This window comes from Bradyrhizobium lablabi (assembly GCF_001440475.1).
In the GTDB taxonomy this organism is placed as follows: Bacteria; Pseudomonadota; Alphaproteobacteria; order Rhizobiales; family Xanthobacteraceae; genus Bradyrhizobium; species Bradyrhizobium lablabi.
In genome coordinates, this window is record NZ_LLYB01000103.1 from 95,783 (window position 1) to 122,314 (window position 26,532).

The window sequence follows — 26,532 nt, forward strand, 5'->3', positions numbered from 1 at the left end:
AGATGCAAACCTCGGACGGATAACGTCGCGAGAACGCGAAACTGTATCCACCGTCATTGCGAGCCACCCGGTCGGCGCGGAGCGCCGCCGGATGACAGGCTCCGCGAAGCAATCCACTCTTTCTTTGCTCGGCGACATGGACTGCTTCGCTTCGCTCGCAATGACGGATGAAAGAGAAATCGCCTTGTCAGAACCGCTTGCTCAAAAACCTCGACCCTTTCAATCCGTAGCGCCACGGCAGATCGACTGCTTTTGTAATGCCAATCCGCACGCCGGAAATGGTCTCCGGCTTGCCGATCCGCGCATGCAGCGCGAACGGCGGCTGATCGAGCGGCAGTTCGTTGTGCTTGATCGTGATGCCGAGCGCCTCGCACAGCTTGCCCGGCCCCGAGCACAGCGAACGCGCCTCCTGCAGGCCGCGGCGGCGGCGCATCGCCGGCAGGCCGTGGGTCGGCTCGAGCGCGCGGATCAGCACGGCGCTGGCCGAGCCTTCGGCTTCGCAGACGAAGTTCACGCACCAGTGGATGCCGTAGGAACGGTAGACATAGGCAAAGCCCGGCGGGCCGAACATCACCCGGTTGCGGGGCGTCGGTCCGTTGAAGGAATGCGCGGCCGGGTCGGTATGGTGATAGGCCTCGACCTCGGTGATGATGCCGCCGACGCCGTTGACCAGCAGCGTCGCCCCGATCAGGTCGGGTGCGACCTCATGCACGCTGCGACCGAAGAACGAGCGTTTCAGCGGCTTGCCGAGCCGGGGGGCGGCGGCATCGGCCGGCTTTGGGCTTTGAACCATTTTCAGGTGAGAATCGTTCGCGGAAGGGGTGAAATTCGTCATTATCTTGCACGATCTGCTAGGTTTCGCGAGTCGCGGTTGCAGGCGCCCGCGACACGGATTAGCTAGGTATTCTCGCCATTTCCGGACTTAACATGGTCGTCCTCGTCGATACCGTCTCCTTAAACCAGGTGCGCCCGCGTCACCCCGAAAAGGTGAACCGGCCGGATGCGCTGTCGCCGCCGAAGCCGGACTGGATCCGGGTGCGCGCGCCGAACACCCGCGGCTATGCCGACACGCGGAAGATCGTCAAGGAGAACGGCCTCGTCACGGTGTGCGAGGAGGCCGGCTGCCCGAATATCGGCGAGTGCTGGGACAAGAAGCACGCCACCTTCATGATCATGGGGGACACCTGCACCCGGGCCTGCGCGTTCTGCAACGTCAAGACCGGCATGCCAGGCGCGCTTGACGCCGCCGAGCCGGAACATGTGGCGGAAGCGACCTTCAAGCTCGGGCTGACCCATGTGGTCGTGACCTCGGTCGATCGCGACGATCTCGCCGACGGCGGCGCCGAGCATTTTGCGAAGGTGATCCGCGCCATCCGTGCGCGCTGTCCGACCACGACGATCGAAATTCTCACGCCCGATTTCCTCCGCAAGGAAGGCGCGCTGGAAGTGGTCGCGGCGGCAAAACCCGACGTGTTCAACCACAATCTGGAAACCGTGCCTGCGCGTTATCTCACCGTGCGGCCGGGCGCGCGCTATTTCCATTCGATCCGGCTGTTGCAGCGGGTCAAGGAGATCGATCCGACGATCTTCACCAAGTCGGGCATCATGGTCGGCCTCGGCGAGGAGCGCCACGAGGTGCTGCAGGTGATGGACGACCTGCGCTCGGCGGAGGTTGATTTCCTGACCATCGGGCAATATCTGCAACCGACGCGCAAGCATCACGCTGTCATGCGCTACGTGACGCCGGACGAATTCGCGGGCTACGAGAAGGTCGCCTACACCAAGGGATTTTTGATGGTATCGGCGAGCCCGCTGACCCGCTCGTCGCACCATGCCGGCGAGGATTTTGCCAAGCTGCAGGCGGCGCGCATCGCGCGGGGCCGCTAGCCTCGGATTGAACCAATGCAACGTATTCTCGTGATGGGATCGTCGGGGTCCGGCAAATCGACATTTGCCCGGCGGCTGTCGGATATGACCGGCATTCCCTTCGTGTCGCTGGATGCGTTGTTCTGGAAGCCTGGCTGGGTCGCCTCTGATAATGCCGAGTTCGGACAGCGTGTGGCCGAGGTCGCGCGTCAGCCGCAATGGGTCATCGACGGCAACTACACCAGCAACGGCGCCGGCCAATTGCGCCGTGACGCCAGCGACACCGTGATCTGGTTCGACCTGCCGCGCCGGAGCTGCATGCTCGGCATCATGAGGCGGATCGCCGGCAGCTACGGCCAGGTCCGTCCGGAAATGGCCGAAGGCTGCCCGGAGAAAATCGACTTCGAGTTCTTTCGTTATGTCTGGACCTATCGCCGGAAGCAGCGGCCGAAACTGCTGGACTATTTTCAAGGGCTGCGCGCCGATCAATCCCTCGTCTGCTTCACCGATCGGACGCAGGCGGACGACTATCTGAAGCAAATTGCGCTCAGGCGCAGCCAAGCGAGTATCCACTGATGCCGCGCTTTTCCAGCAAGCGTCGGGTCCGTCATACCGCGCCGCAGATGTTTGATCTGGTCGCCGATGTCGAGCGCTATCCGGAATTCGTGCCGCTGTGCCAGTCGCTGCGGATCCGTCAGCGCACGGCGAGGCCGGACGGCACGGAAGTCGTGGTCGCCGACATGACCGTGTCGTTCAAGCTGGTGCGGGAATCCTTCACCAGCCGGGTGACGCTGGACCGGCCGAACCTGAAGATCATGGTCGAATACCTGAAAGGCCCGTTCAGCAATCTCGAAAACCGCTGGACGTTCGAGCCGCGATCGGAAACCGACTGCGACGTCGGCTTCTTCCTGTCCTATGAATTCAGGAGCCGGATGCTGGCGATGCTGATGGGGACGATGTTCGATACCGCGTTCCAGCGCTTTGCCGCCGCGTTCGAAAAGCGGGCGGACGCGGTTTACGGAAAGTCGGGGGCGGGGTCTGCTACCGGCTAGACATCGGCAAGGTCGGCGCGATCGGCAAGGCGGCGCGCGGCGTTGTCATAGTGCTTGCGGGCCTTGTCCCGCGCCGCGACGGGATCGCCGTGCTTGATGGCCTCGACCAGACGCGCCTGCTCTTCGATCGCGACCGCGGCGAGTTCAGTTGCCTTGGTGTTCTTCACGGCGACCGATCGCAGTTTCTCGGCAATCTGGCCGTCGATCATCACGATGAAATTGAGCGCATGCTCGTTGTCCGCCATCTTGGCAATGACGTGGATGAGCTGGCGCTCGGCCTCGAAATGACGCTCGGCGCCGTGCTCGCTGTCGGCAATCGCCTCACGCATCTCCTTGAGGATGGCCTCCATGCGGGCGATGTCGCGCTTCGAACGCGCCAGCGCCGCGTCCGCCGCGAACTCGATGACGACGCCGTTCCGCAGGCGCAACAGCTTCAAGAGCTCCTTGCGCTTCTGAAAGCATGCAGGGCTGATCCGAAACGCCGTCCGCTCCTGCGGCTGGGCGATGAAGGCGCCGACGCCGACGCGGCTCTGGACGACGCCGTCATATTTGAGCTGCGAGATCGCTTCGCGGACCACGGTCCGCGCAACCCCGAACTCGTTCGCCAGCGCCTGTTCGGACGGCAACCGGTCACCCGGCCGAAGCTCACCCGCATGCAGCGCGCTGGTCAGGCTGGCGACGATCTCCTCCGGCAACGAAGGACTGCGGTCGAGCGATTTGACTTTCAAACTGGTCGTCCTGCCCTGATGACGTCGTCGTCGGTTGTTCCGAACACAGTTGGATGCCCCAGTAAGCAGAGATATCGAGATCAGGCCAGTGGCGCAATAAATATCAGGTTGTCAGACAACTGGTGACCATGGTAGCCGGAGGAAAAATGGTTGGCCGCAATAGCGAACGCCAGAAAAATTTTCCAAGAGACGCCAAACCAGGATGGAAGATGACGACATTCGAACGCGTTGGCTTTATCGGCCTTGGTGGAATGGGACGAGGTCTGGTGAAGAACCTCGTCGCAAAGGGCGTGGCCGTCACCGCCTACGATCTCAATCCGGCGGCCGTGGCCGCCGCCACGTCATTCGGCGCGACCGCTGCCAGCGGTGTTCAGGAAATCCGCGACAATTGCCGCGTCATCATGATTTGCGTCAATGAGGCCGAGGATGTCGAGGCGCTGATGACATGTCGCGATGGGCTGCTCGCCGGTTCCACTCCCGGCTTCATCATCGTGGATCACACCACCGGCAGCCCGCAAATGGTCGCGAAGCTCGACCGCATGGTGCGTGCGGCCGGCGGGCGCTACGCCGAGGCGCCGATGACGCGAACCCCGAAACACGCGGAGGCCGGCAAGGTCAACGTGCTGTTCGGCGGCGAGGGCGACCTGCTCGACGACCTCAGGCCCTATTTCGAGCTCTATGCCGAAAACGTCTTCCACATCGGCCCATTGGGACACGCCATCCGCCTCAAACTCATTCACAACTATATCGCCTTCGCCAACGTGGCGACGTGGTGCGAGGGCTTTGCTCTGGCGGCAAAGGAGGGGCTCGATCTGTCGCAGGTGATCGGCATCATCTCGGCCGCTGGCGGCAAGAGCGGAATGCTCGATCTCTATGGTCAGGCGACGCTCGAAGGCGACTTCACCCCGCTGATGTCGCTGGCAAACGCGCGCAAGGATGTCCGCTATTACGCGCGCTGGCTGGAGGAGGCGGGCCTGCCCGGGTTCATGGCGGAGGCCGTGCACCAGACCTACCGCCAGGCGGCGCTGCTGGGGCACGACGGCGAGTCCTGTACCGCTGTCATCAAGGCATATGAGGCCGTAACCGGCGTCGAGGCGCGGGTAGAGCCGAAAGGCCAGCAGGGAACATGACCGGCGACATATCAGATCTCGCAGGAAACCGGTTGCTGGTGCCGACGCCATTCTTTAAGCCGGGTCCAAATCCGTAAATCCCGCAACGGAAGGGGCGAATTGATGGACGCAAATCTTCGAACCGGTGGCCATATTCTGATCGAGCAACTGGCCTTGCACGGCGCCGACACCGTGTTCGGCGTGCCCGGCGAGAGCTTTCTCGCTGCCCTCGACGGCATGTACCAGAGCCAGCGCGTGCGGTTCATCAACGCGCGCCAGGAGGGGGGCGCGGCCATGATGGCGGACGCCTATGGCAAGCTCACGGGAAAGCCCGGCATCGTGTTCGCCACCCGCGGTCCCGGCGCCACCAACGCTTCCGCCGGCGTCCATGTCGCGTTCCAGGACTCGACGCCGCTGATCCTGCTCCTTGGCCAGGTCGGGCGCGACATGATGGAGCGCGAAGCGTTCCAGGAAATCGACTATCGCCTGATGTTCGGCCCGATGGCGAAATGGGTCGCGCAGATCGACGATGCGCGGCGGATTCCCGAATTCATCTCGCGCGCCTTCTTCACCGCGACCTCGGGCCGTCCCGGCCCGGTCGTGCTGGCGCTGCCCGAGGACATGCTCACCGACACCGCGGAGGTGCCGGATGCACCGCCCTACAATCCGATTCCGGTTGCACCCGATGACGGCGCCTTGCGGCAGTTCCATGCGCTGCTGACGGAGGCGAAGAAGCCGTTCCTGATCGTCGGCGGCGGCGGATGGAGCGATCATGCCCGCCGTGACCTCGAAGCGTTTGCCGCTGCGCACGAGGTCCCGGTCGGCGTCTCGTTCCGATGCCAGGACTATTTCGACAATCTGCACCCCTGCTATGGCGGCCATATCGGCATCGGTCTCGATGCGAAGATCGCCGACCGGATCCGCACCAGCGATCTCGTGATCGCGCTTGGCGCGCGGCTGGGGGAGGCGACCACTGCCGGCTACACGCTGTTCGATGTTCCGAAGCCGAAGCAGCCGCTGGTTCACATCTATCCCGACCCGGAGGAGATCGGCCGCGTCTATTCGCCGACGCTCGGCGTGGTCGCGAGCAGCGCGGCCTTTGCCGCCGCGATCAGGCGGCTGGAGCCAAAACACCAATCGCGCGCCGACTACGTCAAGGCGGCGCATGCCGACTATCTCGCTTTCGCCGAGCCGACGCGGTCGCCAGGTAACGTGCAGCTTTCGCAGGTCGTACGCAGCTTGAGCGATCGCTTGCCCCACGACACCATCATCTGCAATGGCGCCGGCAACTATGCCGTCTGGGTGCATCGGTTCTGGCGCTATCGGCAATTTCGCACCGAGCTCGCGCCGACATCGGGGTCGATGGGCTACGGCCTGCCCGCAGCCGTTGCCGCCAAGCTGCAGCATCCCGAGCGCACCGTGATCGCGTTCGCCGGCGACGGCTGTTTCCAGATGACCGGACTTGAGTTCATGACGGCGGTCGAAAACCGGCTGCCGCTGATCGTGATCGTCTGCAACAACGGCATGTACGGCACCATCCGCATGCACCAGGAGCGGACCTATCCCGGCCGCGTTTCCGGGACCGATCTCGCCAACCCCGACTTCGCGGCGCTCGCCCGCGCCTGCGGCGGCTTCGGCGCGCATGTCGAGCGCACCGAAGATTTTGCGCGCGCGTTCGACGAAGCCGTGGCAAGCGGGCTTCCGGCCATCATCGAGCTTTCGATCAGCCCGGAAGCACTGACGCCGGTAGCTTCGCTCAGCGAGACGCGCGCCAAGGCGTTGGCTGCGCAGGCCTGATCGGTCAGGTCCGTGTCGGCCGGCGTCGCTTGACGGCGCTGCGCCGTGGCGTTCGCGCGACCCGTGGACGCAATCGGCTCATCGTCTGACGTCGCGGTTTGACCGGCGCCTGCGGACCGCGCGCCAGTTCCATCAGCATGCGCAGCGCTTCCACCACCGAGCGCTGGCGCACGGTGGTGCGGCCGATGGCTCCGAACCGGAATTCGCGGTGCAGGATCTTGCCGTCGCGCGATGCGACGGCGAAGTGGACGAGGCCGACCGGCTTGCCCGGCGTGGCCCCGCCGGGGCCTGCAATGCCGGTGATGGATACTGCGAGATCGACGCCGGCCTTCTCCAGCGCGCCGACCGCCATCGCGGTCGCCGTCTCCTTACTTACCGCGCCAAAGGTTGTCAGCGTCGAAGCCTTGACGCCGAGCATCGCGCGCTTGGCGTCGTTGGAATAGGTGACGAATGCGCGGTCGATGACGTCAGAAGAGCCGGGAATGTCGGTGAGCGCGCCGGCGACCAGGCCGCCCGTGCAGGATTCCGCCGTGGCAATCATCAGCTTTCGCATCCGGCACAAATCGAGCAGCGAGCGGGCGAGGGCGCGGGCGTCGCTGCCGCTCATGCTATTCGCTCCAAGGCAGGCGGATGGTGGCGCATGCGGTAGCGGCGATGCCTTCCTCGCGGCCGGTAAAGCCCAGCCGTTCGCTGGTCGTTGCCTTCACCGCAACGCGGGAAATGTTGAGCCCGGTGATCTCGGCGATGCGGGCGCGCATGACATCGCGCAGCGGCCCGATCTTCGGGCGCTCGCAGATCATGGTGACCTCGAGATTGGCGATGCGGCCGCCGCGCGCGGTGACGCGGTCGACGGCGTATTTAAGGAACTTGTCCGACGCGGCGCCCTTCCACTGCGGATCGCTGGGTGGAAAGTGCGAGCCGATATCGCCGTCCGCCAGCGCGCCAAGAATGGCGTCGACCAGCGCGTGCAGGCCGACGTCGCCGTCGGAATGGGCAAGGAAGCCGCGGGTGTGCGGCACCCGCACGCCGCAAAGCATCAGGTGATCGCCGTCGCCGAAGGCGTGCACGTCATAGCCGGTGCCGGTCCTGATGTCGCCGAGCTGGGCGGCGAGGCGGGCTTCCTCGCGGACGAAATCTTCTGGCGTTGTCAGTTTCATGTTTGCAGGATCGCCTTCAAAGGTCGCTACCGTCAATCCCGCCCATTCCGCGAGTGCCGCATCATCGGTGAAATCGCTGCGGCCGTCGCGCGCGGCGCGTCGGTGGGCATCGAGAATCACATCGAAGCGAAACGCCTGCGGCGTTTGCGCGATTCGCAAGCGTGCGCGGTCGGGCGTTGCCTCGACGTCGCCGGTATCGTTCACCTGTTTGATTGTGTCTGTGACTGATGTCGCAGGCACCGCGGCGCCGGTGCGGCCGGCGGCGTCGATCGCCCGCGAAATCACCGCAGACGACACGAAGGGCCGCGCGGCGTCATGGATCAGGACGATGTCGGGCTTCTCCGCCGCGAGCGCCTCGAGCCCGGCATGCACCGAAGCCTGACGGGTTGCGCCGCCATTGGTGGGGGGCTGGTGACGCAGTCCGGCGACGGCCGCGTTGAACATGGCGGCGTCATCGGGATTGACGACCGGCTGCACCGCAAAAACGTCCGGATGCCGGCAAAACGCCTCCATAGCGCGGAAGATCACCGGCTGGCCGCCGAGCTCGCGATATTGCTTGGGCCCTCCGGCGCCGGCGCGAAGCCCGCGTCCGGCTGCGACGAGAATGGCTGCGGTACGCTCAGGTCTGGGCATCGGGACTCAAATACGACGAATCAGGGTTGAGGAGGGGGCGTCAGGCCGCGCTGGCGCACAGCCCTTACCATGCCGATTACGGAAAACAGAGTGATTCCCATCACCTGTGGGAAAAGCGGTTTTTGTTGCAGTGCACTTGCACAAATGATAGATCTGTCTAAAGTGTAGGCAAGAAGCTTGACTGCCCAAGATTTGTGCTCACAATATGCGCTGACGGTTGCAATGACGCCGCCGCCCCAACCATGAGATCGCCGTGACCGGCCCGGAAAGTTCACGTCCTAAGTCGTTGAAAATAGGCGAGATTGCTATCGCCAACCGGGTTCTCCTGGCGCCCATGTCCGGCGTCACCGATGCCCCATTTCGACGCCTCGCTGCCACTCTTGGCGCCGGACTGGTGGTCTCCGAGATGACCGCCAGCGATGAACTCGTGCACGGCAGGCCGATGTCGGTTCTGCGCTGCGAGAAGGCAGGCGTCGGACCGCATGTCGTTCAGCTCGCGGGCTGCGAGGCGCACTGGATGGCGGAGGGTGCGAGGGTTGCGGAAGCGGCCGGCGCCGACATCATCGATATCAACATGGGCTGTCCGGCACGCCATGTTACCGGCGGCCAGTCCGGCTCGGCGCTGATGCGCGACCTCGACCATGCGCTCAAGCTGATCGAAGCCACCATCGCGGCGGTGAGGGTGCCGGTGACGCTGAAGATGCGGCTCGGCTGGGACGATCGCTCGCTCAACGCGCCGGAGCTGGCCCGCCGCGCGGAAGCCGCCGGCGTGCAGATGATCACCGTGCACGGCCGCACGCGCTGCCAGTTCTACAAGGGCACGGCCGATTGGGGCGCCGTGCGCGCGGTCAGGGACGCGGTCTCCGTGCCGCTCGTCGTCAACGGCGACATCACCTCATTCGAGAAGGCGATCCAGGCGCTGGACTCGTCGGGGGCGGATGCCGTGATGATTGGGCGCGGCGCGCAAGGGCAGCCCTGGCTGCCGGGACAAATAGGCCGCCGGCTTGAAACCGGGACGGTGGAGACTGCACCGTCCCTCGCGGAACAACTCGCCCATGTGCGCGCACTCTACGACGAGGTTTGCAGCCATTACGGGCTGCGCATCGGGCTCAAGCATGCACGCAAGCATCTCGGCTGGGCGCTGGAGATTGCAGCCCAGTGCAGCCGCGCGCCGGCGGAGACGCTGAAAGGCTGGCGGCAAAAGATTCTGACGTCGGAAGATCCGCACCGCGTGCACCGCTCGCTGCAGGACGCGTTCGACGATTTCGCATGGAGTGCTGCTGCATGACATCAGCCGCAGAACATCGCCGGCCACTTCCTACAGACAGCGAGGCCATCCTCAACGCGCTGCCCAACCCGGTGCTGCTGGTGGCGCCCGACGGCCGCATTGTCGACGCCAATATCGCCGCCGAATCCTTCTTCGAGATCTCGACGCAATTCCTGCGCCGGCAATCCCTGAAAGAGCTGGTGCCGTTCGGCAGTCCATTGCTCGCGCTGATCGACCAGGTGCGATCCAGCAGTTCGCCGGTCAACGAATACAAGGTCGATCTCGGCACGCCCCGGATCGGCGGCGATCGCCAGGTCGATCTTCACGTCGCTCCGCTCACTGAACGGCCCGGCCATATCGTCGTGATGCTGCAGGAACGCACCATCGCCGACAAGATGGACCGGCAACTGACGCATCGAAGCGCGGCGCGCTCGGTGATCGCGCTGGCCGCCATGCTGGCGCATGAAATCAAGAATCCGTTGTCCGGCATCCGCGGCGCGGCGCAATTGCTGGAGCAGGCGGCCTCATCCGAAGACCGCATGCTGACGCGACTGATCTGCGACGAAGCCGACCGCATCGTCACCCTGGTCGATCGCATGGAAGTGTTCGGCGACGACCGCCCGGTGGCGCGCGGGCCCGTCAACATTCATTCCGTGCTCGACCACGTCAAACGGCTGGCGCAGTCCGGCTTCGCCCGCAACATCCGCTTCATTGAAGAATATGATCCGTCGTTGCCGCCGGTGCTGGCCAACCAGGACCAGCTCATCCAGGTGTTCCTCAATCTGGTGAAGAACGCCGCCGAAGCCGTGGCCGATCTCGGCAGCGATGCGGAAATACAGCTTACCACCGCCTTCCGTCCCGGCGTGCGCCTGTCGGTGCCGGGCAAGAAATCGCGGGTGTCGCTGCCGCTGGAGTTTTGCGTCAAGGACAACGGCTCCGGCGTGCCGGAAGACCTGTTGCCGAACCTGTTCGATCCCTTCGTGACGACCAAGCAAACCGGCAGCGGGCTCGGGCTGGCGCTGGTTGCCAAGATCGTCGGCGATCACGGCGGCATCATCGAATGCGAATCCCAGCCGCGGAAGACCACGTTCCGCGTGCTGATGCCGATGTTCAATCCCGCCAAACAGTTCGACCAAAGCAACCGCGACGGCGTTCCGGGTACGCCGCCGCCTGCCTCACAGAACGCAAGATGAGGAATAACGATGCCCGCAGGTAGCATTCTCGTTGCAGATGACGACACCGCCATCCGGACAGTTCTCAATCAGGCGCTCTCACGCGCCGGATACGAAGTACGGCTGACCGGGAACGCCGCGACGCTGTGGCGCTGGGTGAGTCAGGGCGAGGGCGATCTCGTCATCACCGACGTGGTGATGCCGGACGAGAACGCGTTCGACCTCTTGCCGCGGATCAAGAAGATGCGGCCGAGCCTGCCGGTCATCGTCATGAGCGCGCAGAATACGTTCATGACGGCGATTCGGGCCTCCGAACGCGGCGCCTATGAATATCTGCCAAAGCCGTTCGACCTGAAGGAACTCATCACGATCGTCGGACGCGCGCTGGCCGAACCCAAGGAGCGGGTGCCAAGCTCGGCAGACGAGGGCGAGTTTGACTCGATCCCGCTGGTCGGCCGTTCGCCGGCGATGCAGGAAATCTACCGCGTGCTGGCGCGGCTGATGCAGACCGATCTCACGGTGATGATCTCCGGTGAATCCGGCACGGGCAAGGAACTGGTTGCGCGCGCGCTGCATGATTACGGCAAGCGCCGCAACGGCCCGTTCGTCGCGGTCAACATGGCGGCGATCCCGCGCGATCTGATCGAGTCCGAACTGTTCGGCCACGAGCGCGGTGCGTTCACCGGCGCCAACACCCGTGCGTCCGGCCGCTTCGAGCAGGCCGAGGGCGGCACGCTGTTCCTCGACGAAATCGGCGACATGCCGATGGAAGCGCAGACCAGATTGCTGCGCGTGCTGCAGCAGGGCGAATACACCACCGTCGGCGGCCGCACCCCGATCAAGACCGACGTTCGGATCGTGGCGGCGAGCAACAAGGATCTGCGGATACTGATCCAGCAGGGCCTGTTCCGCGAAGACCTGTTCTTCCGCCTCAACGTCGTGCCGCTGCGCCTGCCGCCGTTACGGGAGCGGATCGAGGATCTGCCGGATTTGATCCGCCATTTCTTCTCGCTCGCCGAAAAGGACGGCTTGCCGCCGAAGAAGCTGGATACGCTGGCGCTGGATCGCCTGAAGCAGCATCGCTGGCCGGGCAACGTGCGCGAGCTCGAAAACCTCGCCCGCCGGCTGGCCGCGCTCTATCCGCAGGACGTCATTACGGCCTCGGTGATCGATGGCGAACTGGCGCCGCCGGCGGTCACTACGGGCGGCAACGCCCCGATGGGCGTGGAGAATCTCGGGGGCGCAGTGGAGGCCTACCTGTCCTCCCACTTCTCCGGCTTCCCGAACGGCGTCCCGCCGCCGGGCCTCTACCACCGCATCCTCAAGGAGATCGAGGTGCCGCTGCTCACCGCGGCGCTGGCGGCCACCCGCGGCAACCAGATCCGAGCGGCCGACCTGCTCGGCCTCAACCGCAATACGCTGCGCAAGAAGATCAGGGATCTCGACATCCAGGTTTATCGGAGCGGCGGCTAGCGATTGAATCAGCCCGCGTTCGCAAGGAAAACGGGGTGATTCGGCTGAGGATTGATCGCTTTACCGGTCGGACGGCCGCGGAATTGTCGCAATTCGGCAACATTGTGATATGAATGCATCAGTCCGCAACAAGGCGGGCTTAGAGCCTTTCATCTCACCGAATTGCCGGAATGACCACCGCAGAGACTTCGGCGCCACCGTTCGACCCATCGCTTGCCCACTCCACAGGGGGATTCCTGCGGAAGTGGGTGGCACCGCTTGCGGTCGCGATCGCCCTGCTGTCGGCGTTCCTGACCTTCGTGGTCCTGAGCGGCCTGACGCCGATCGAACCGACCCGTCACGTCGTCTACTCGTTCCTGCTGATCAATGCGGCGTCCATCCTGCTCCTGGTCGGCATCATCGTCCGCGAAGTCTGGCTGGTGATTCAGGCGCGGCGCCGTGGCCGAGCTGCGGCGCGGCTGCACGTCCAGATCGTCAGCCTGTTCTCCATCATTGCCGTGCTGCCGGCCGTACTGGTCGCGATCGTCGCCAACGTGACGATCGACCGCGGCCTGGACCGGCTGTTCTCGGGCCCGACGCGCGAGGTCATAGGAAACTCGCTGACCGTTGCCCGCGCTTACATGGAGGAGCATGCGAAACTCATCCGCGGCGACATCCTGGGCATGGCCAACGATATTGCTCTGGCCCGGCCATTGTTCGACCAGGACCGCCGGTCATTTCTGCAATTGCTGACGGCAAATGCGGCGGCGCGAAACCTGCCGGCGGCAATGCTGGTCAACAAGGATGGCAACATCCTGGTGACGGCAAAGACCGGCATCCAACAGGAATTCACGACGCCGCCGAAGGATTTTCTCAGCAACGTCAATGAAGATGAGCCGGCGATCGCGGTATTCCCCGAGGCCAATTATGTGGCCGCGGTGATCCGGTTGCGCGCCTTCGACGATACCTTCCTCTACGTCGCACGCGTGCTCGATCCGCGCGTGATCAGTCAGCTCAAGCAGACCGAGGCCAGCGTCGCCGAATACGCCCAGATCGAGGCCCGCCGGCTCGGCATCCAGGTCGCCTTCGCGCTGATGTTTGCGGTGATTGCGCTGACCATTCTGATGGCGTCGGTGCTGATCGGGTTGAACTTCGCCAACTGGCTGGTAGCGCCGATCCGCAATCTGATGAGCGCGGCCAACATCGTTTCGACCGGCGATCTGCACGTTCAGGTGCCGGTTCACAAATCCGAAGGCGATCTCGCGCAACTCGGCGAGACCTTCAACAAAATGACGGCCGAATTGCGCACCCAACGTGACGAGCTGGTCAGCGCCTCCGACCTGATCGACAGCCGCCGCCGCTTCATCGAGGCGGTATTGTCCTCGGCCAGCGCCGGCATCATCGGCGTCGATGCCTCCGGCAGCGTCGGCATTCTGAACCGTTCGGCCGAGAAGCTGATCGGACATGCCGAATCCGAGACGCTGGACCATCCGCTGTCGGACGTGCTGCCCGAGCTCGACGACATGATGAAGACGGCACGTGAGGGTACGCAGCGCCTGGTGCAGGGCCAGATCACGATCATGCGCGACGGCCATGAACGCAACCTGTCGGTCCGGGTCAGCGCCGAACAGACCAGTCAGTCGCGCGACAGCTACATCATCACGCTCGACGACATCACAGAGCTGGTCTCCGCGCAGCGCACCTCGGCCTGGGGCGACGTCGCGCGCCGCATCGCGCACGAAATCAAGAATCCGCTGACGCCCATCCAGCTCTCCGCAGAGCGGATTCGCCGCAAATTCGGCAAGGTCATCACCGAAGACAAGAACATCTTCGAACAATGTACAGACACCATCGTGCGACAGGTCGACGACATCAGGCGGATGGTTGATGAATTCTCGCGTTTTGCGCGGATGCCAAAGCCGGTGATGGAAGGCGAGGACGTCGCCGACACCGTGCGGCAGGCGGTGTTCCTGATGAAGGTCGGGCATCCCGATCTCGATATCGAGGCCGACATCAAGCAGGATCCGATGCGCGCGCAGTTCGACCGCCGACTGATCTCGCAGGCGCTCACCAACATCATCAAGAACGCGACGGAAGCGATCGAACAGGTGCCGCCTGAAGAACTCGGCAAGGGACGCATCGACGTCATCGCCGCGCGCGAACACGAAGACATCGTGATCGACGTGATCGACAACGGTATCGGCCTGCCCAAGGTGAGCCGCGCGCGGTTGCTGGAGCCCTATGTGACGACGCGGCAAAAGGGCACCGGGCTTGGGCTCGCGATCGTCGGCCGCGTGCTGGAAGACCATGGCGGCCGCATCGAACTCAAGGATGCCTCCGACTTCCGGCCCGGTCAGCGCGGCGCCTGGATGCGGCTGCGATTCGCCGTCTCCGGTCATGCAGCGAAGGTGGAAACACACCAGCAGGGCAACGAAACAAAAGGGTCGTCAGGCGAAACCAATGAGACGGCATCCGCGACCAATGATCGAGCAAAATCCGAAGCCGCAACAGGCAACTGACAAGACAGGTGTAACCCATGGCAAGTGACATTCTGATTGTCGACGACGAAGCCGATATTCGTGACCTCGTTGCGGGCATCCTCGAAGACGAAGGCTTCAATACCCGTACCGCCCGCGATAGCGATTCGGCGCTGGCCGAGATCTCCAACCGCCGGCCGCACCTAGTGTTTCTCGACATCTGGCTGCAGGGCTCCAAGCTCGACGGTCTGCAATTGCTCGAGCAGGTCAAGAAGGAGCACGCCGATGTTCCCGTGGTGATGATCTCCGGCCACGGCAACATCGAGACTGCGGTCGCCGCGATCAAGCGCGGCGCCTATGACTTCATCGAAAAGCCGTTCAAGTCCGACCGGCTGATCCTGGTCGCGACGCGGGCGCTGGAAACCTCGCGCCTCAAGCGCGAAGTGAAGGAACTGAAGCAACTGGCTCCAACCGCCAGCGTTCTCACCGGACGTTCCGCCTGCATGAACCAGTTGCGCCAGACCATTGACCGGGCGGCCAAGGCCAACAGCCGCATCCTGATCGTCGGCCCGTCCGGCTCCGGCAAGGAACTGGCGGCGCGGACGCTGCACAATGCATCGAGCCGTGCAGAAGGCCCGTTCGTCGTCATCAACGCCGCGGCGATCACGCCGGAGCGGATGGAAGTCGAACTGTTCGGCATCGAGCAGTCCAACGGCGAGCATCCGCGTAAGCCCGGTGCGCTGGAAGAGGCGCATGGCGGCACGCTGTTCATCGACGAAATCGCCGACATGCCGCGCGAGACCCAGAACAAGATCCTGCGCGTACTGGTCGACCAGACCTTTCAGCGCTCGGGGGGCACCGCCAAGATCCATGTCGATGTCCGCATCATCTCCTCGACGGCGCGCAACCTGGAGGAAGAGATCGCGGAGGGGCGTTTCCGCGAAGATCTCTATCACCGGCTGTCGGTGGTGCCGATCCGCGTTCCGCCGCTGTCGGAACGCCGCGAGGACATCCCCGAACTGATCGACTATTTCATGGATCAGATATCCGCGGCGACGGGCTTGCCGAAGCGGCAGATCGGCCAGGACGCGATGGCGGTATTGCAGTCCCATGTCTGGCCCGGCAACGTCCGCCAGCTCCGCAACAATGTCGAACGCGTCATGATTCTGGCCGGCGGCGGTCCCGAAGCGATCATCACCGCCGACATGCTGCCTCAGGATGTGGGCTCGATGGTGCCGGCGATGCCGACCAGCAATAATGGCGAACACATCATGGGGCTGCCGCTACGAGAAGCGCGGGAAGTGTTCGAGCGTGACTACCTGATCGCGCAGATCAGCCGGTTCTCGGGCAACATCTCGCGGACGGCCGAATTTGTCGGCATGGAGCGCTCGGCGCTACATCGCAAGCTCAAAGCGCTTGGAGTCGGCTGAAGTTTGAATGAATCGTTTGTTCGATAGTTCGCGGGCCTGCGCAGGTCCATGCATCTGCTTGGGAATATTTATCTCTTTCAGGTCATTTGAAGAGAATGGCCACTGGGTTCCGAGGGGCTGATGCGTGAACCGGCTTGCCTAAAAAGCGCGCGTAGCCTCTAATCGGAACGCCGAGCCGACCGGAGGGGGATCTCAGGGGAAGCCGGCGAGTCGGGGGCAGGCTCCATGAGAGAGCAACAACCGGCTTAATAAAAAGAAGCACGAGACGGCGGGACAAAAACAATGGCGGCAGACCGCGCACAAAATCTACAAGACACCTTCCTAAATCACGTTCGTAAAACAAAAACGCCACTGACGATCTTTCTGGTCAACGGAGTAAAGCTGCAGGGGATAGTCACCTGGTTCGACAATTTCTGCTTGCTGCTTCGGCGCGACGGTCATTCGCAGCTTGTCTACAAGCATGCGATCTCGACCATCATGCCGGGCGCTCCGATCCAGTTGTTCGAGGGCGGCGAGGATGCCCCGGCTTGAGAGTGAACTGATTGGAACCCTTCGACCGTGAAGGGAGCGCCGACCGTCCGCGGTCGGCGGCCAAACAAAGCGGGCGGGTGATCGTCATCGGCCCTTATTTGCGTATGCGCGGCGGCAACGCCGATGCGCAGGCGAATGAGGCTGTGCGCGATTCAGAAGCCCGGCTTGAGGAAGCCGCCGGCCTGGCGCGCGCCATCGACCTCACCATCGCTGACGCGCTGATCGCACCGATCAGCCAGATCCGGCCGGCGACCTATCTCGGCAAGGGAAAGGTCGAGGAGATCACCGGCCTGATCGCGGGCCACAACATCGAACTGGTGGTGATGGATTGCGCGCTGTCGCCGATCCAGCAGCGCAACCTCGAGAAGGCCTGGAACACCAAGGTGCTCGACCGCACCGGATTGATTCTGGAAATCTTCGGACGCCGCGCCAAGACAAAAGAGGGGGCGTTGCAGGTCGAGCTTGCGCACCTGAATTACCAGCGCAGCCGGCTGGTGCGGTCGTGGACCCATCTGGAGCGCCAGCGCGGCGGTTTTGGATTCATGGGAGGCCCCGGCGAGACCCAGATCGAGGCGGACCGCCGGCTGATCGGCGATCGCATCACGCGGCTCGAAAACGAACTGAAGAAGGTGCAGGCGACGCGGCGGCTGCATCGCGCTGGCCGGCAGCGGGTGCCTTATCGCGTGGTGGCGCTGGTTGGCTACACCAACGCCGGCAAGTCGACGCTGTTCAACCGCCTTACGCGCGCCGACGTGCAGGCGGCCGACATGCTGTTTGCAACGCTTGATCCGACCTTGCGCGCGCTGAGCCTGCCGCATGGCGGCAAGGCGATGTTGTCCGACACCGTCGGCTTCATCTCCAACCTGCCGACCCAGCTCGTCGCCGCCTTCCGCGCCACACTGGAAGAGGTGCTGGAGGCCGATATCATTCTCCACGTTCGCGACATCTCGCATGAGGACGCGGAGGCGCAGGAGCGCGACGTCGATGCCGTGCTGCGGCAGCTCGGTATTGATCCCACCGCCGGCGGTCGCATCCTCGAAGTCTGGAACAAGATCGATCGCTTCGATCCCGAGGAACGCGAGAACCTGCGTAACATCGCCGCCCGCCGTCCGCCGGAACGGCCGTGCTTTCTGGTCTCGGCCACATCGGGCGAGGGGATCAACGAATTGTTGAGCGCGATCGAGGAGCGGCTGGCGGCAACGCGCACGACGCTGGACCTGTCGATCGATGCTTCCGACGGCGCCGGGATCAGCTGGCTGCACCGCAACGCCGAGGTGCTCACCAAAGAGCTTCACGACGGGCGCTTCGACATGACGGTGCGCGTCGACGAGACCAAGCGCGACATCGTGGTCTCCAGGTTCGACGCCGTGCCGCGCGTGGCGTGAGTTGCTGTCGTCCCTGCGAAAGCAGGAACCCATACCGTGTGATCTTTCGATTTGCCTAAACTGTCCGATGACTTCCCGTAACCACAAGCTCCCGTGGTTATGGGTCCCAGCGTTCGCAGGGACGACGAGCCGAGAGCGTGCGTCTCTTACCGCTGGCGACTTTGCGCTCGCATCGATTCAGCCGCCGGCTGCTCAACACCTTTGGCCTCGTTCCACAACGCGTCCATCTCCTCAAGCGTTGCACCCTCCAGCGAGCGACCCTTGGCGGCCAGCGCGCGCTCGATATAGGCAAAACGGCGCTCGAACTTGGCGTTGGTGCCGCGTAGCGCGGTTTCGGGATCGGCCCCGACGTGGCGGGCCAGATTGACCAGCGCAAACAGGAGATCGCCGGTTTCTTCCGCGAGCTCGTCGACATCCTTGCGGTCGAGCGCTGCCTCGATCTCATCGGCTTCTTCCCGAATCTTGGCGAGCACCGCGCGCGGATCGTTCCAGTCGAAGCCGACGGTCGATGCCTTGCGCTGCAATTCCATCGCCCGCGTCAGCGCGGGTTGGCCGGCCTTGACGCTCGACAGCAGCGATTTGTGCGCCGTCTCTTCCGGCGGCCGACGCGCGGCGCGCTCGGCTTTTTCCTCGGCCTTGATGCGTTCCCAGGCGCTCTTGACGCCGGCGGGGGCGATGTTGCCGTCCTTGTCGGCGAACACATGCGGGTGGCGGCGGATCAGCTTCCGCGTGATCGCCTCGACCACGTCGCCGAAGGCAAAGGCGTTTTGCTCTTCCGCCATGCGGGCGTGATAGACGACCTGCAGCAGCAGATCGCCCAGCTCCTCGCGCAGGTCGTCGAGATCGTCGCGCGTGATCGCATCCGCCACCTCGTAGGCTTCCTCGATCGTGTAGGGGGCGATCGTCGCAAAGTCCTGTTCGAGGTCCCACGGGCAGCCGGTGACCGGCGTGCGCAGCGCCGCCATGATCTCGATGAGGCGGGAAATATCGCGGGAAGGGGTCATGGGATTTCCGTCGCTTGGAAGGACAAGCCGCTTTATGCCGCAAGCGGCCTGCCGAGCCCAGCGGAACGAGCCGGAAATCGGGGCAATTTCCACCGGTTGGCCTCAAGCCGCGGGAGTGCTAATTGCGCGTCATGAACGACCAATCATCCTCCGAAACCGCGCTGGTGCTGTTTTCCGGCGGGCAGGATTCCACCACCTGCCTGGCCTGGGCCTTGCGGCGTTTTGCGCGCGTCGAAATGCTCGGCTTCAGCTACGGCCAGCGCCATGCGATCGAGCTTGAGTGCCGGGACCGGCTGCTATCCGGGATGAAATCGCTGCGGCCGGAATGGGCGGCAAGACTCGGCGACAGCCATACGCTGGAAATCCCGACATTGGCGGAAATTTCCGACACTGCGCTGACCCGCGACGTCGCTATTGCCATGGGCGCTGACGGCCTGCCGAACACGTTCGTACCCGGCCGTAACCTCGTGTTTCTAACCTTCGCCGCGGCGCTGGCCTATCGGCGCGGCATCCGCCACATCGTCGGCGGGATGTGCGAGACCGATTACTCCGGCTATCCCGATTGCCGGGACGAGACCATCAAGGCGCTGCAGTCCGCGCTCAATCTCGGCATGGCGAAGAATTTCGAACTGCATACGCCGCTGATGTGGCTCGACAAGGCCTCGACCTGGAAGCTCGCGAATGAACTCGGCGGGGCAGGGCTGGTCGACCTGATCCGCGAACACTCGCACACCTGTTATCTTGGCGAGCGCGGCGCGCAGCACGATTGGGGCTATGGCTGCGGGGAGTGCCCGGCTTGCGAGCTGCGGGCCAAGGGCTGGCGGGAGTATGCGCGGGCGTAGCTCGCGCGACATCCGTCGTCCATTTGCATGTCGTCGCCCGCCTTTGCGCAATTGCGCACTGGGGCGGGCGATCCAGTATTCCAGAGACCGGCGTTCGAGCCGATAGGATGCGGCGTACTGGATACCCGCCTTCGCGGGTATGACGACCGGGGGCGCTGAGCTACTTCCCGAAATCTTCCTGCGTCAGTTCGATCGGCGCGCCGTGCGGCGTGCGATCGGCGGCGTGGTCCCAGGCGTCGCGGTAGCGATGCAGGACGTCTGACGTCGCGACGCCCTTGGCCGCGACAAGCGTTTCCAGTGTCGCCAGCCAGTGCTGATAGTAGGTCTCGCCCGTATCAGGATCGCCGGCGGCCTGCGCGCGCTTGATTTGCGCGCCCAGCGTCTCCGCCCATTCCTTCCAGGTGAAGACGCCGGCCTCGTGCAGCGCCAGCGCCATCGCGAACGCGCGCGCCTCCCACGGCTCGCGAAATACCGGGCCGTCCTCGTCGCGGGGCACGCCGGGCACGGCGACGGCCGCCCGCATCGCCTGCTGTGGAGTCAGATTCATCACGCACGTTCCAGATAGAAATCCAAGGTGCAAGGAAAAACAATCACAGAACTATAAGGCAAATTTCCTTTGTCCCCAACCCAAACAGGCGAAGGCGTTCGGCTCACGTTCAAACGTCTCGACGCGGGCTCTCAAAGCCGGCGCTCGTTGCGGGTTGCGACAGTCTCACGGCGAGCGCCGTACGTCGCTCGCTGGGCGGACGAAGATTCTGCCTGGAATCCATCGGTCGTGCCCCTGTTGCTGGGATCAATCCCCCCGCGCGGTGGTTCGTGGCGGAAGCTTGACATAGATCAACGAATGGAGCCCCGCGGCGGGATGATCGTCAGGCCGAGAGAATTCAGACAGCGGCGCGGCTCTTGGCACCATGTCTTAACACGATGTCGATTGTCCCAGGAACGGCTTCGGCGTGGATAAGGCCGAGGCCGTTTCCTTGCTTGGTCGCGAATGGTGATGCACGCGGACAGGCACACACTCACAAGCAATGACGAACCAGACTCAATTGCCCGTCTATTTCAGTTGCCAATCTTGCAAGGCGATCTACTGCGCTACGCAGATACGAAAGCCGAGCACTTATGTTGGACGCTTCACTTGCAAAAAGTGCAACAAGACGGTGTACCGGTGGTGGGGGACCCAATACAGTTTCACGAATTGGATGGGACCGCTCGACAGGCCGAACTGATCCAGCACCTGATAACGTCGAGCAGAAACACCTGGCTGGTGAATTAGCTCGGCGCTGGCGAAAAACCGAACAAAAACAATGGTGCTTATCAGGTCTCACGTTCCAGATAGGATTCCCAAGCGTCGACGGAGACGCTGAGCGTCGGGTCCGTACCCTTGCCCCACAATTCCGGACCGTCGAAACGCACGGTGTAGAGCCATTGCGGGTCCTCGCCCTTGCCGAGCGAGTTCGTGTCGGGAAACACATGGCAGCCGTGATTGAGTTCGATGGTGCCGAGATGGCCGCGGACATATTGCGGCAGCCTTGTATGGGTCACCGGGTGGATGTCTCTCATCCGAACGGTGTCGCCGACCGCAAACATTGCAGGCGCCTTCGCCTCGCGCTCGGTCGGGCCGCCGCGCCGGATCGCCGGCGTAACTTCATTGGGAGCGATCGGCTTGACGCCGGGCTTGGGCGGCGAGAGCACCTTGCCGGCCTCGATCTCCTCGCGCGTCACCAGTCCGCGCTCGACCATCAGCGTTTCCAGCCCGGCCAGCCAGATCTGGAAATAGCTTTTGCTGAGGTAGTCCTCGGGCGGACGGTTCTCGCGGGCAAACCGTGACATATCGATATTCCAGCCGCCTGGACGCGCCATGGTGACCGTCAGCGCAAAGGCGCGGCGCTCCCAGTCGCCGTGAAATACCGGCTCGTTCGGCTCGGGTACGACGGGGCCAAAACCCTTGGCGCCGCCCATGTCATGCGCGCCGTCCATCAGGCGATCTCGCCGGGTTGTTTCGGCAGGCCTGTGCCGATCATGCTGTCGCGCGTCACCAGTTCGGCGAGCTGCTCGGCGCTCCAGCCCTCGGTGCCCTCGGGGCGCATCGGCAGCACGAGGTAGCGGATCTCAGCCGTGGAATCCCAGACGCGTATCTTCGTGGTATCAGGCAGCGTCACGCCGAAATCCCTGAGCACACCGCGCGGATCGGAGACGGCGCGGGAACGGTAGGGCGCGGATTTGTACCAGACCGGCGGCAGCCCCAGCACGGGATGCGGGTAGCAGGAGCACAGCGTGCACACGACCATGTTGTGCTGCTCCGGCGTGTTCTCCACGACGACCATGTGTTCGCCCTGGCGGCCGGAATAATCGAGCTCGGCAATCGCCGCCGTTGCGTTCGTCATCAGCCGTTCGCGATAAGCGGGGTCGCTCCATGCCTTGGCGACGACGCGAATGCCGTTGCGCGGTCCGATCTTCTTTTCATAGAGATCGATCAGGAGGTCGAGCGAGGCCGGATCGACATAGCCTTTTTCGGTCAGGATCGATTCCAGCGCGCGCACGCGCAGCTCGGTCTCCGACAATTCGGAATGATCGTGGTCATGGTGGTGATGATGGCCGAGGTGGTCGTGATCATGGTCGCTCATACCGTCAGGATAGGCGCAAAATCCCGGCTATGTCGAGGCAGAGACTCTGCTAGCATTCGTTTGATGGGGATCAGGGCAGGGTGCATCGGAATCGCGGCTGCTGCGGCCGTTTTGGCTTGGCTCCCGGCCGGAGAGGCGCGGGCGGCGAATGGCGCCTATGCGGTCGATGCGGCCGACATTGGCGAGGCCGGCTCTTGCAAGGTCGAAAGCTGGCTGTCGTCGGCTTCCAACACCGATTTTATGGCGGTCGCCAATCCATCCTGCGTGGTCGACCTGTTCAAGCCGGTCGAGCTGAGCATGTTCACCAGCCATTCGCGCAGCGATGGTGACTGGGGCGCCACGATCCAGCCGAAGGCCAAGATGAACTTTGTGCCAACGGGCGTCGGCAAGCTCGGCTTCTCGGCCTACGCCGGCGGCTCGTTCGACGCGCTGACCGGCGAAAACCTTTCGGCCTTTGCCGTGATCCCGGTGACGTTCCGGCTCAACGAGACCATGCGCATCAACGTCAATGGCGGCTGGCTGTGGGACCGCAGCGTCGATCGCCACTATCTGCTCTACGGCATCGGCTTTGACTGGAAGTTCACGGATACCTTGCAGTGGACGATCGAAGCCTTTGGCCAGGCAGGCCAATCGGATACGCCGAGCGCGGTCCAGCCGCGGTTCCAGACTGGCCTGCGTTACCGGCCGAACGAGATTTTCTCGGTCGACCTGATCTATGGCCGCAACATCACGGGCGAGAACGCCAACTGGATCACGCTCGGCACCACGATCCGTTTCCCGGTGCCCGGTAGCAAGCCGGAACACCATCGCACCGGACATTTGTGATCCGCCTTCAAGCTTGCTTGCAAGCCTTTCTCGGCACCGCAGATTCATTTCTGGGATAAGGTTCGGGAAAACAAGGGCAGGGAGGCCATGCGTGATCGAATTTGTGAAGATTGAAAAAGGCCTCGGACCTGATGGCCGCATTGCTGTCGTGCGTTTCGACCGCGGCGATGGCATCAATGCGCTGTCGCCGGAAGCGATGCGCCAGCTCACCGACGCCGCGCGCAGTTTTGAGGATGACGCCGAAACTTCCGTCGTGGTGCTCACAGGCGGCGCCAAATCGTTCAGCGCGGGTTTCGACCTCAAAGATCCCGAAGGCCGCTCGCGACAGACGATGGACCTTGGCGCGCTGCGCCGGCACCTGAAGCTCGGACCGCGGCTGACACGGGCGTGGCAGGACATGGAGCAGATCACGATCGGCGCCATCGAGGGCTTTTGCGTCGGCGGCGGCGTGGCGCTGGCGGTCGCGCTGGATTTCCGCGTGATGGCCCGCGACGCCCATATGCGCGTGCCCGAGATCGGGCTCGGCATGAACATGAGCTGGCAAAGCGTGCCGCGCATGCTTCACCTGATGGGACCAGCCCGCACCAAGCAGGCGGTCATCCTGGCCGACCAGCGCATCTCGGCCACTGAAGCTTACGAATGGCGGCTGGTGGAGGAGGTGGCTGATCCCGGCAAGGCCTACGACGCCGCGATGGCGCTCGCCGCCAAGGTGGCCGCCCAGCCACCGCTGTCGGTCGCCATGACCAAGCTGACGGTCAATCGCCTGGCGCATGCGCTCGACGATCTCGCCAGCCATATGGACCTCGACCAGTTCGCCCTGGCCAGTATGTCCGAGGATCACAAGGAAGGCGTGGCGGCATTTCTGGAGCGCCGGAAGCCGCAGTTCAGGGGAAGCTAGCGTCCGGATGTGATCTGGACAGGGCAGGAGGAGACCTGATCAATAACGGCCCGTGACGGGTGCGCCCCATTCGCCGAATCGATAGTTCAGGCGCGCCAGAGCTAGATCGACGCCTTGATTGATAGTTTCTGTTTGGAAGAAGGCACCGGTCGGATCCGTGAAATTGACGTTGCGAGTGCCCGTAAACAGGTGGTTGTATTCGACGCCGAGCGACCAGTTCGGCGCGAACCCAAATTCCAGACCCGCACCGACCGTGCCGCCCCAACGGGTTTCGCTCGCAGAGGCCAGTACCAGGCCAGTGGCGCCACTGACGGCGTGATAGCTATCGCGGGTCACGGCAGCTCCGCCCTTTACGTAGAGCAAGATGTTGTTCCACGCATAGCCGATCTGACCAGTTATCAAACCAAACGCATCCACGCGTGTACGATTAGAATCTGGCGCAAACAGCAAGCTGATATTGCTGCCGCTGAAATTGGCCCAGTTGCCCTGGCCCTCGACCCCGAACACCCAATTGGCTGACCGCCAGCGGTAGCCTACTTGACCGCCGAGAGTATCGCCGGACGGGTTATGGCAACCTTCCGACCCAGGCAAGTCTGCAAAAGCATCCGTAACAAGCTCCCAGCATTTGCGGGCGAAGCCACCACCACCGTTGATGCCGAAGTAGAAGCCACTTCTCCAATCATAGAAGGGGGACGTCACCACTGCGGCCTTGGGATAAACGCCTGCTGGTAGACCGGCCGCATCGAACGGCATCGATGCGCGTCCGCGCAGCGACCAAACGGTGAAATGATTGCTCCCGAGCCCACCGAGTTCGCCATCGACCGACAGTCTTTGGCCGTCTCCCAGCGTTGCGCCGATGCCGCTCGTGACCCGCGCCGACCAACCTTGCAGGGACTGGATCGGCGGCAACGGCGTCGCGGTCGGCAGCCTCGCGTCGTCGCGGTCGAAGTAATAATCGGCGTACACGCCGACATAGGGTTTGAGCGTTACCGTGGTCGTCCATCTCCACGGATACGCGATCTTTGCGCCGGCACTCGCGCGGCCGCTCTGGAAGTTGCGTTCGCTCTCCGTGATGCCCAGATTATCCGTGTAGGCCTTTTCGTGCTCCATCAGGGCATAGACCTTCAGCGAAGGCTCGAGCTCGAAGCCGTAGTTCATTTTATACGTTCCGATCAGTGACGCCGTCGCGAGCCAGCGTTGCCCCGGGAAGGTCGCAGCCGCCGTGCCGGCGACACCATTATAATTGATGGCCGAGCGCGCCAGGCTGGCGTCGAAGCGCAGCCCTGGCAGGAAACGCCAACCGAAATATCCGCCGGCCGTCCAGCCGTCCCCCTTTAGTCGGCCGTCGAGGAGTTGCGAGGTGTAGTCGAAGTTCTCGTAGCCGCCGAATGCGCCGATCAGGAGATCGGGCGCGAGGCGATGCGTGACCCCGAACAGCGCGTTGATCTGTCCGCCGCGGATGTCGCCGGTCTGCTGGCTAGTGTTCCAGTCGCTGCCGCGCACGTCGGCCCAGAACTGAAATGGTCTGGGCACGTAGACGACCTGCGGTGGCTCCTTGGTTGACATTCCCGGGGGGCGAGGCCGGGTCTGAGGTTCGCAACCGAAGTTGAAGCGCAGGCCGCCGCCGTTCGCCTTGACGGGCATCGGCGGGCCGGCGCACTCGGCAAAGCCGTCCCCGATCGCCTCATCGACCGCGCCGGAGACCGCGGCGCCCGAGGTCTGGGCTTCAAGCTTGGTGACGATGAGTTGCAGATCGCGCAAGCGCTGGCTGTCCCCCGGCACGTTGATCGTGATGGAGGCGATTGCGCTGTTACCTGTTCCCCCGTTGGTGGACGTGACGGGGTCGGTGACGTTGGTCAGCGCCCCGACGGTCGTTCCCGTTACGTTGACCGAGAATGTGCAAGACGCGGAGCTTGCGAGGGTTGCGCCAGATAGGCTGACGCTGCCGCCGCCTGCTGTCGCCGAGATGGCGCCTGCACCGCATGTCCCGCTCAGGCCGGTAGGGTTCGCAACCTGGAGTCCGGCCGGGAACGTGTCAGTGAACCCGACGCCAGTGAGCACCAAATTCGCGTTGGGATTGATGACGGTGAATGTTAGCGAGGTTGTACCGCCCGCGGAAATCGAGGTGCTGCCGAAGGCTTTTTGGACAGTCGGAGAGATCGCTGTGCTGGCGTTGACCGTGAGCGTAGCGCTGGCGTTGTCTCCAGTCCCTCCATTGGTCGAACTGACCACTGAGGTGGCATTGACCTTGATGCCGGCGGTGGTGCCGGTCACGTTGATCGA

At 63.6% G+C, this 26,532-nt stretch carries 24 protein-coding genes; 15 read left to right on the top strand and 9 right to left on the bottom strand.

Annotated features, from left to right (window positions below; all coding sequences use genetic code 11):
- Positions 1-187 precede the first annotated feature (187 nt).
- The gene (locus CQ14_RS30430) at positions 188-793 is read right to left on the bottom strand and encodes a DNA-3-methyladenine glycosylase (RefSeq protein WP_057861493.1); all 606 of its coding nucleotides are present in this window, start codon (positions 791-793) and stop codon (positions 188-190) included.
- A gap of 134 nt (positions 794-927) precedes the next feature.
- Between CQ14_RS30430 and lipA the strand changes: the two genes are divergently transcribed.
- Genes lipA through CQ14_RS30445 form a run of 3 tightly spaced genes read left to right on the top strand, consistent with a single transcriptional unit; the run spans position 928 to position 2,918 of the window.
- Positions 928-1,887: a lipoyl synthase gene (lipA, locus tag CQ14_RS30435; protein ID WP_057861494.1), complete on the top strand. Its 960-nt coding sequence runs from the start codon at positions 928-930 to the stop codon at positions 1,885-1,887.
- A 15-nt stretch (positions 1,888-1,902) separates the two neighbouring features.
- The gene (locus tag CQ14_RS30440; protein WP_057861495.1) at positions 1,903-2,442 is read left to right on the top strand and encodes a P-loop NTPase family protein; all 540 of its coding nucleotides are present in this window, start codon (positions 1,903-1,905) and stop codon (positions 2,440-2,442) included.
- Positions 2,442-2,918, top strand: a complete 477-nt coding sequence (locus tag CQ14_RS30445) for a type II toxin-antitoxin system RatA family toxin (RefSeq protein WP_057861496.1) — start codon at positions 2,442-2,444, stop codon at positions 2,916-2,918. The genes CQ14_RS30440 and CQ14_RS30445 overlap by 1 nt, the downstream gene beginning before the upstream one ends.
- On the opposite strand, the gene CQ14_RS30450 is transcribed toward CQ14_RS30445, so the two are convergent.
- On the bottom strand, positions 2,915-3,646 hold the full coding sequence (locus CQ14_RS30450; RefSeq protein ID WP_057861497.1) for a FadR/GntR family transcriptional regulator: 732 nt from the start codon (positions 3,644-3,646) through the stop codon (positions 2,915-2,917). The genes CQ14_RS30445 and CQ14_RS30450 overlap by 4 nt on opposite strands.
- A gap of 146 nt (positions 3,647-3,792) precedes the next feature.
- On the opposite strand from CQ14_RS30450, the gene CQ14_RS30455 reads away from it, so the two are divergent.
- Together CQ14_RS30455 and CQ14_RS30460 are read left to right on the top strand one after the other, a co-directional pair.
- Positions 3,793-4,776, top strand: coding sequence for an NAD(P)-dependent oxidoreductase (locus CQ14_RS30455; RefSeq protein WP_347337164.1), 984 nt, complete (start codon positions 3,793-3,795; stop codon positions 4,774-4,776).
- 102 nt (positions 4,777-4,878) lie between these two features.
- Positions 4,879-6,552, top strand: a complete 1,674-nt coding sequence (locus tag CQ14_RS30460) for a thiamine pyrophosphate-binding protein (RefSeq protein ID WP_057861499.1) — start codon at positions 4,879-4,881, stop codon at positions 6,550-6,552.
- 4 nt (positions 6,553-6,556) lie between these two features.
- On the opposite strand, the gene CQ14_RS30465 is transcribed toward CQ14_RS30460, so the two are convergent.
- Together CQ14_RS30465 and CQ14_RS30470 are read right to left on the bottom strand one after the other, a co-directional pair.
- Entirely contained in the window at positions 6,557-7,159 is a 603-nt protein-coding gene (locus CQ14_RS30465; RefSeq protein WP_057861500.1) for a CinA family protein, read from the bottom strand.
- 1 nt (position 7,160) lies between these two features.
- Complete coding sequence (locus CQ14_RS30470) at positions 7,161-8,342, bottom strand: bifunctional 2-C-methyl-D-erythritol 4-phosphate cytidylyltransferase/2-C-methyl-D-erythritol 2,4-cyclodiphosphate synthase (protein WP_057861501.1); 1,182 nt, start codon at positions 8,340-8,342, stop codon at positions 7,161-7,163.
- A gap of 286 nt (positions 8,343-8,628) precedes the next feature.
- Between CQ14_RS30470 and dusB the strand changes: the two genes are divergently transcribed.
- The 7 genes from dusB to hflX all read left to right on the top strand — a co-directional run bounded on the left by dusB (position 8,629) and on the right by hflX (position 18,056).
- Positions 8,629-9,630, top strand: a complete 1,002-nt coding sequence (dusB, locus tag CQ14_RS30475; protein ID WP_082650106.1) for a tRNA dihydrouridine synthase DusB — start codon at positions 8,629-8,631, stop codon at positions 9,628-9,630.
- Positions 9,627-10,802 carry a two-component system sensor histidine kinase NtrB gene (locus CQ14_RS30480; protein WP_057861503.1) on the top strand — a complete coding sequence of 392 codons (1,176 nt, stop codon included), beginning with the start codon at positions 9,627-9,629 and terminating at the stop codon, positions 10,800-10,802. Before dusB ends, CQ14_RS30480 begins: the two co-directional genes overlap by 4 nt.
- Positions 10,803-10,811: 9 nt before the next feature.
- Positions 10,812-12,254, top strand: a complete 1,443-nt coding sequence (gene ntrC / locus CQ14_RS30485; protein ID WP_057861504.1) for a nitrogen regulation protein NR(I) — start codon at positions 10,812-10,814, stop codon at positions 12,252-12,254.
- A gap of 170 nt (positions 12,255-12,424) precedes the next feature.
- The gene (locus CQ14_RS30490) at positions 12,425-14,752 is read left to right on the top strand and encodes a sensor histidine kinase NtrY-like (protein WP_057861505.1); all 2,328 of its coding nucleotides are present in this window, start codon (positions 12,425-12,427) and stop codon (positions 14,750-14,752) included.
- A 17-nt stretch (positions 14,753-14,769) separates the two neighbouring features.
- The gene (gene ntrX, locus CQ14_RS30495) at positions 14,770-16,140 is read left to right on the top strand and encodes a nitrogen assimilation response regulator NtrX (protein WP_057861506.1); all 1,371 of its coding nucleotides are present in this window, start codon (positions 14,770-14,772) and stop codon (positions 16,138-16,140) included.
- Positions 16,141-16,422: 282 nt separating this feature from the next.
- The gene (gene hfq, locus CQ14_RS30500) at positions 16,423-16,671 is read left to right on the top strand and encodes an RNA chaperone Hfq (protein WP_006020546.1); all 249 of its coding nucleotides are present in this window, start codon (positions 16,423-16,425) and stop codon (positions 16,669-16,671) included.
- Between the two features lie 11 nt (positions 16,672-16,682).
- Entirely contained in the window at positions 16,683-18,056 is a 1,374-nt protein-coding gene (gene hflX / locus CQ14_RS30505; protein ID WP_057861507.1) for a GTPase HflX, read from the top strand.
- Between the two features lie 146 nt (positions 18,057-18,202).
- On the opposite strand, the gene mazG is transcribed toward hflX, so the two are convergent.
- The gene (mazG, locus tag CQ14_RS30510) at positions 18,203-19,060 is read right to left on the bottom strand and encodes a nucleoside triphosphate pyrophosphohydrolase (RefSeq protein WP_057861508.1); all 858 of its coding nucleotides are present in this window, start codon (positions 19,058-19,060) and stop codon (positions 18,203-18,205) included.
- Between the two features lie 131 nt (positions 19,061-19,191).
- Here mazG and queC point away from each other — a divergent pair, with 131 nt between their 5' ends.
- The gene (gene queC / locus CQ14_RS30515) at positions 19,192-19,902 is read left to right on the top strand and encodes a 7-cyano-7-deazaguanine synthase QueC (protein WP_057861509.1); all 711 of its coding nucleotides are present in this window, start codon (positions 19,192-19,194) and stop codon (positions 19,900-19,902) included.
- A gap of 160 nt (positions 19,903-20,062) precedes the next feature.
- Here the strand turns inward: queC and CQ14_RS30520 are convergent, their stop codons facing one another.
- From CQ14_RS30520 to nthA, 3 genes are all read right to left on the bottom strand, one after another.
- Complete coding sequence (locus CQ14_RS30520; RefSeq protein ID WP_057861510.1) at positions 20,063-20,449, bottom strand: nitrile hydratase accessory protein; 387 nt, start codon at positions 20,447-20,449, stop codon at positions 20,063-20,065.
- Positions 20,450-21,216: 767 nt separating this feature from the next.
- On the bottom strand, positions 21,217-21,879 hold the full coding sequence (nthB, locus tag CQ14_RS30530; protein ID WP_057861512.1) for a nitrile hydratase subunit beta: 663 nt from the start codon (positions 21,877-21,879) through the stop codon (positions 21,217-21,219).
- Positions 21,879-22,526, bottom strand: coding sequence for a nitrile hydratase subunit alpha (gene nthA, locus CQ14_RS30535; protein ID WP_057861513.1), 648 nt, complete (start codon positions 22,524-22,526; stop codon positions 21,879-21,881). The genes nthB and nthA overlap by 1 nt, the downstream gene beginning before the upstream one ends.
- 63 nt (positions 22,527-22,589) lie before the next feature.
- Here nthA and CQ14_RS30540 point away from each other — a divergent pair, with 63 nt between their 5' ends.
- Positions 22,590-23,351 carry a hypothetical protein gene (locus tag CQ14_RS30540; RefSeq protein ID WP_057861514.1) on the top strand — a complete coding sequence of 254 codons (762 nt, stop codon included), beginning with the start codon at positions 22,590-22,592 and terminating at the stop codon, positions 23,349-23,351.
- Between the two features lie 91 nt (positions 23,352-23,442).
- The gene (locus CQ14_RS30545; protein ID WP_057861515.1) at positions 23,443-24,249 is read left to right on the top strand and encodes an enoyl-CoA hydratase/isomerase family protein; all 807 of its coding nucleotides are present in this window, start codon (positions 23,443-23,445) and stop codon (positions 24,247-24,249) included.
- Positions 24,250-24,288: 39 nt separating this feature from the next.
- Here CQ14_RS30545 and CQ14_RS47920 read toward each other — a convergent pair.
- On the bottom strand, positions 24,289-26,532 hold a 2,244-nt coding region (locus tag CQ14_RS47920), incomplete at its 5' end, for a DUF7933 domain-containing protein (protein ID WP_199805650.1).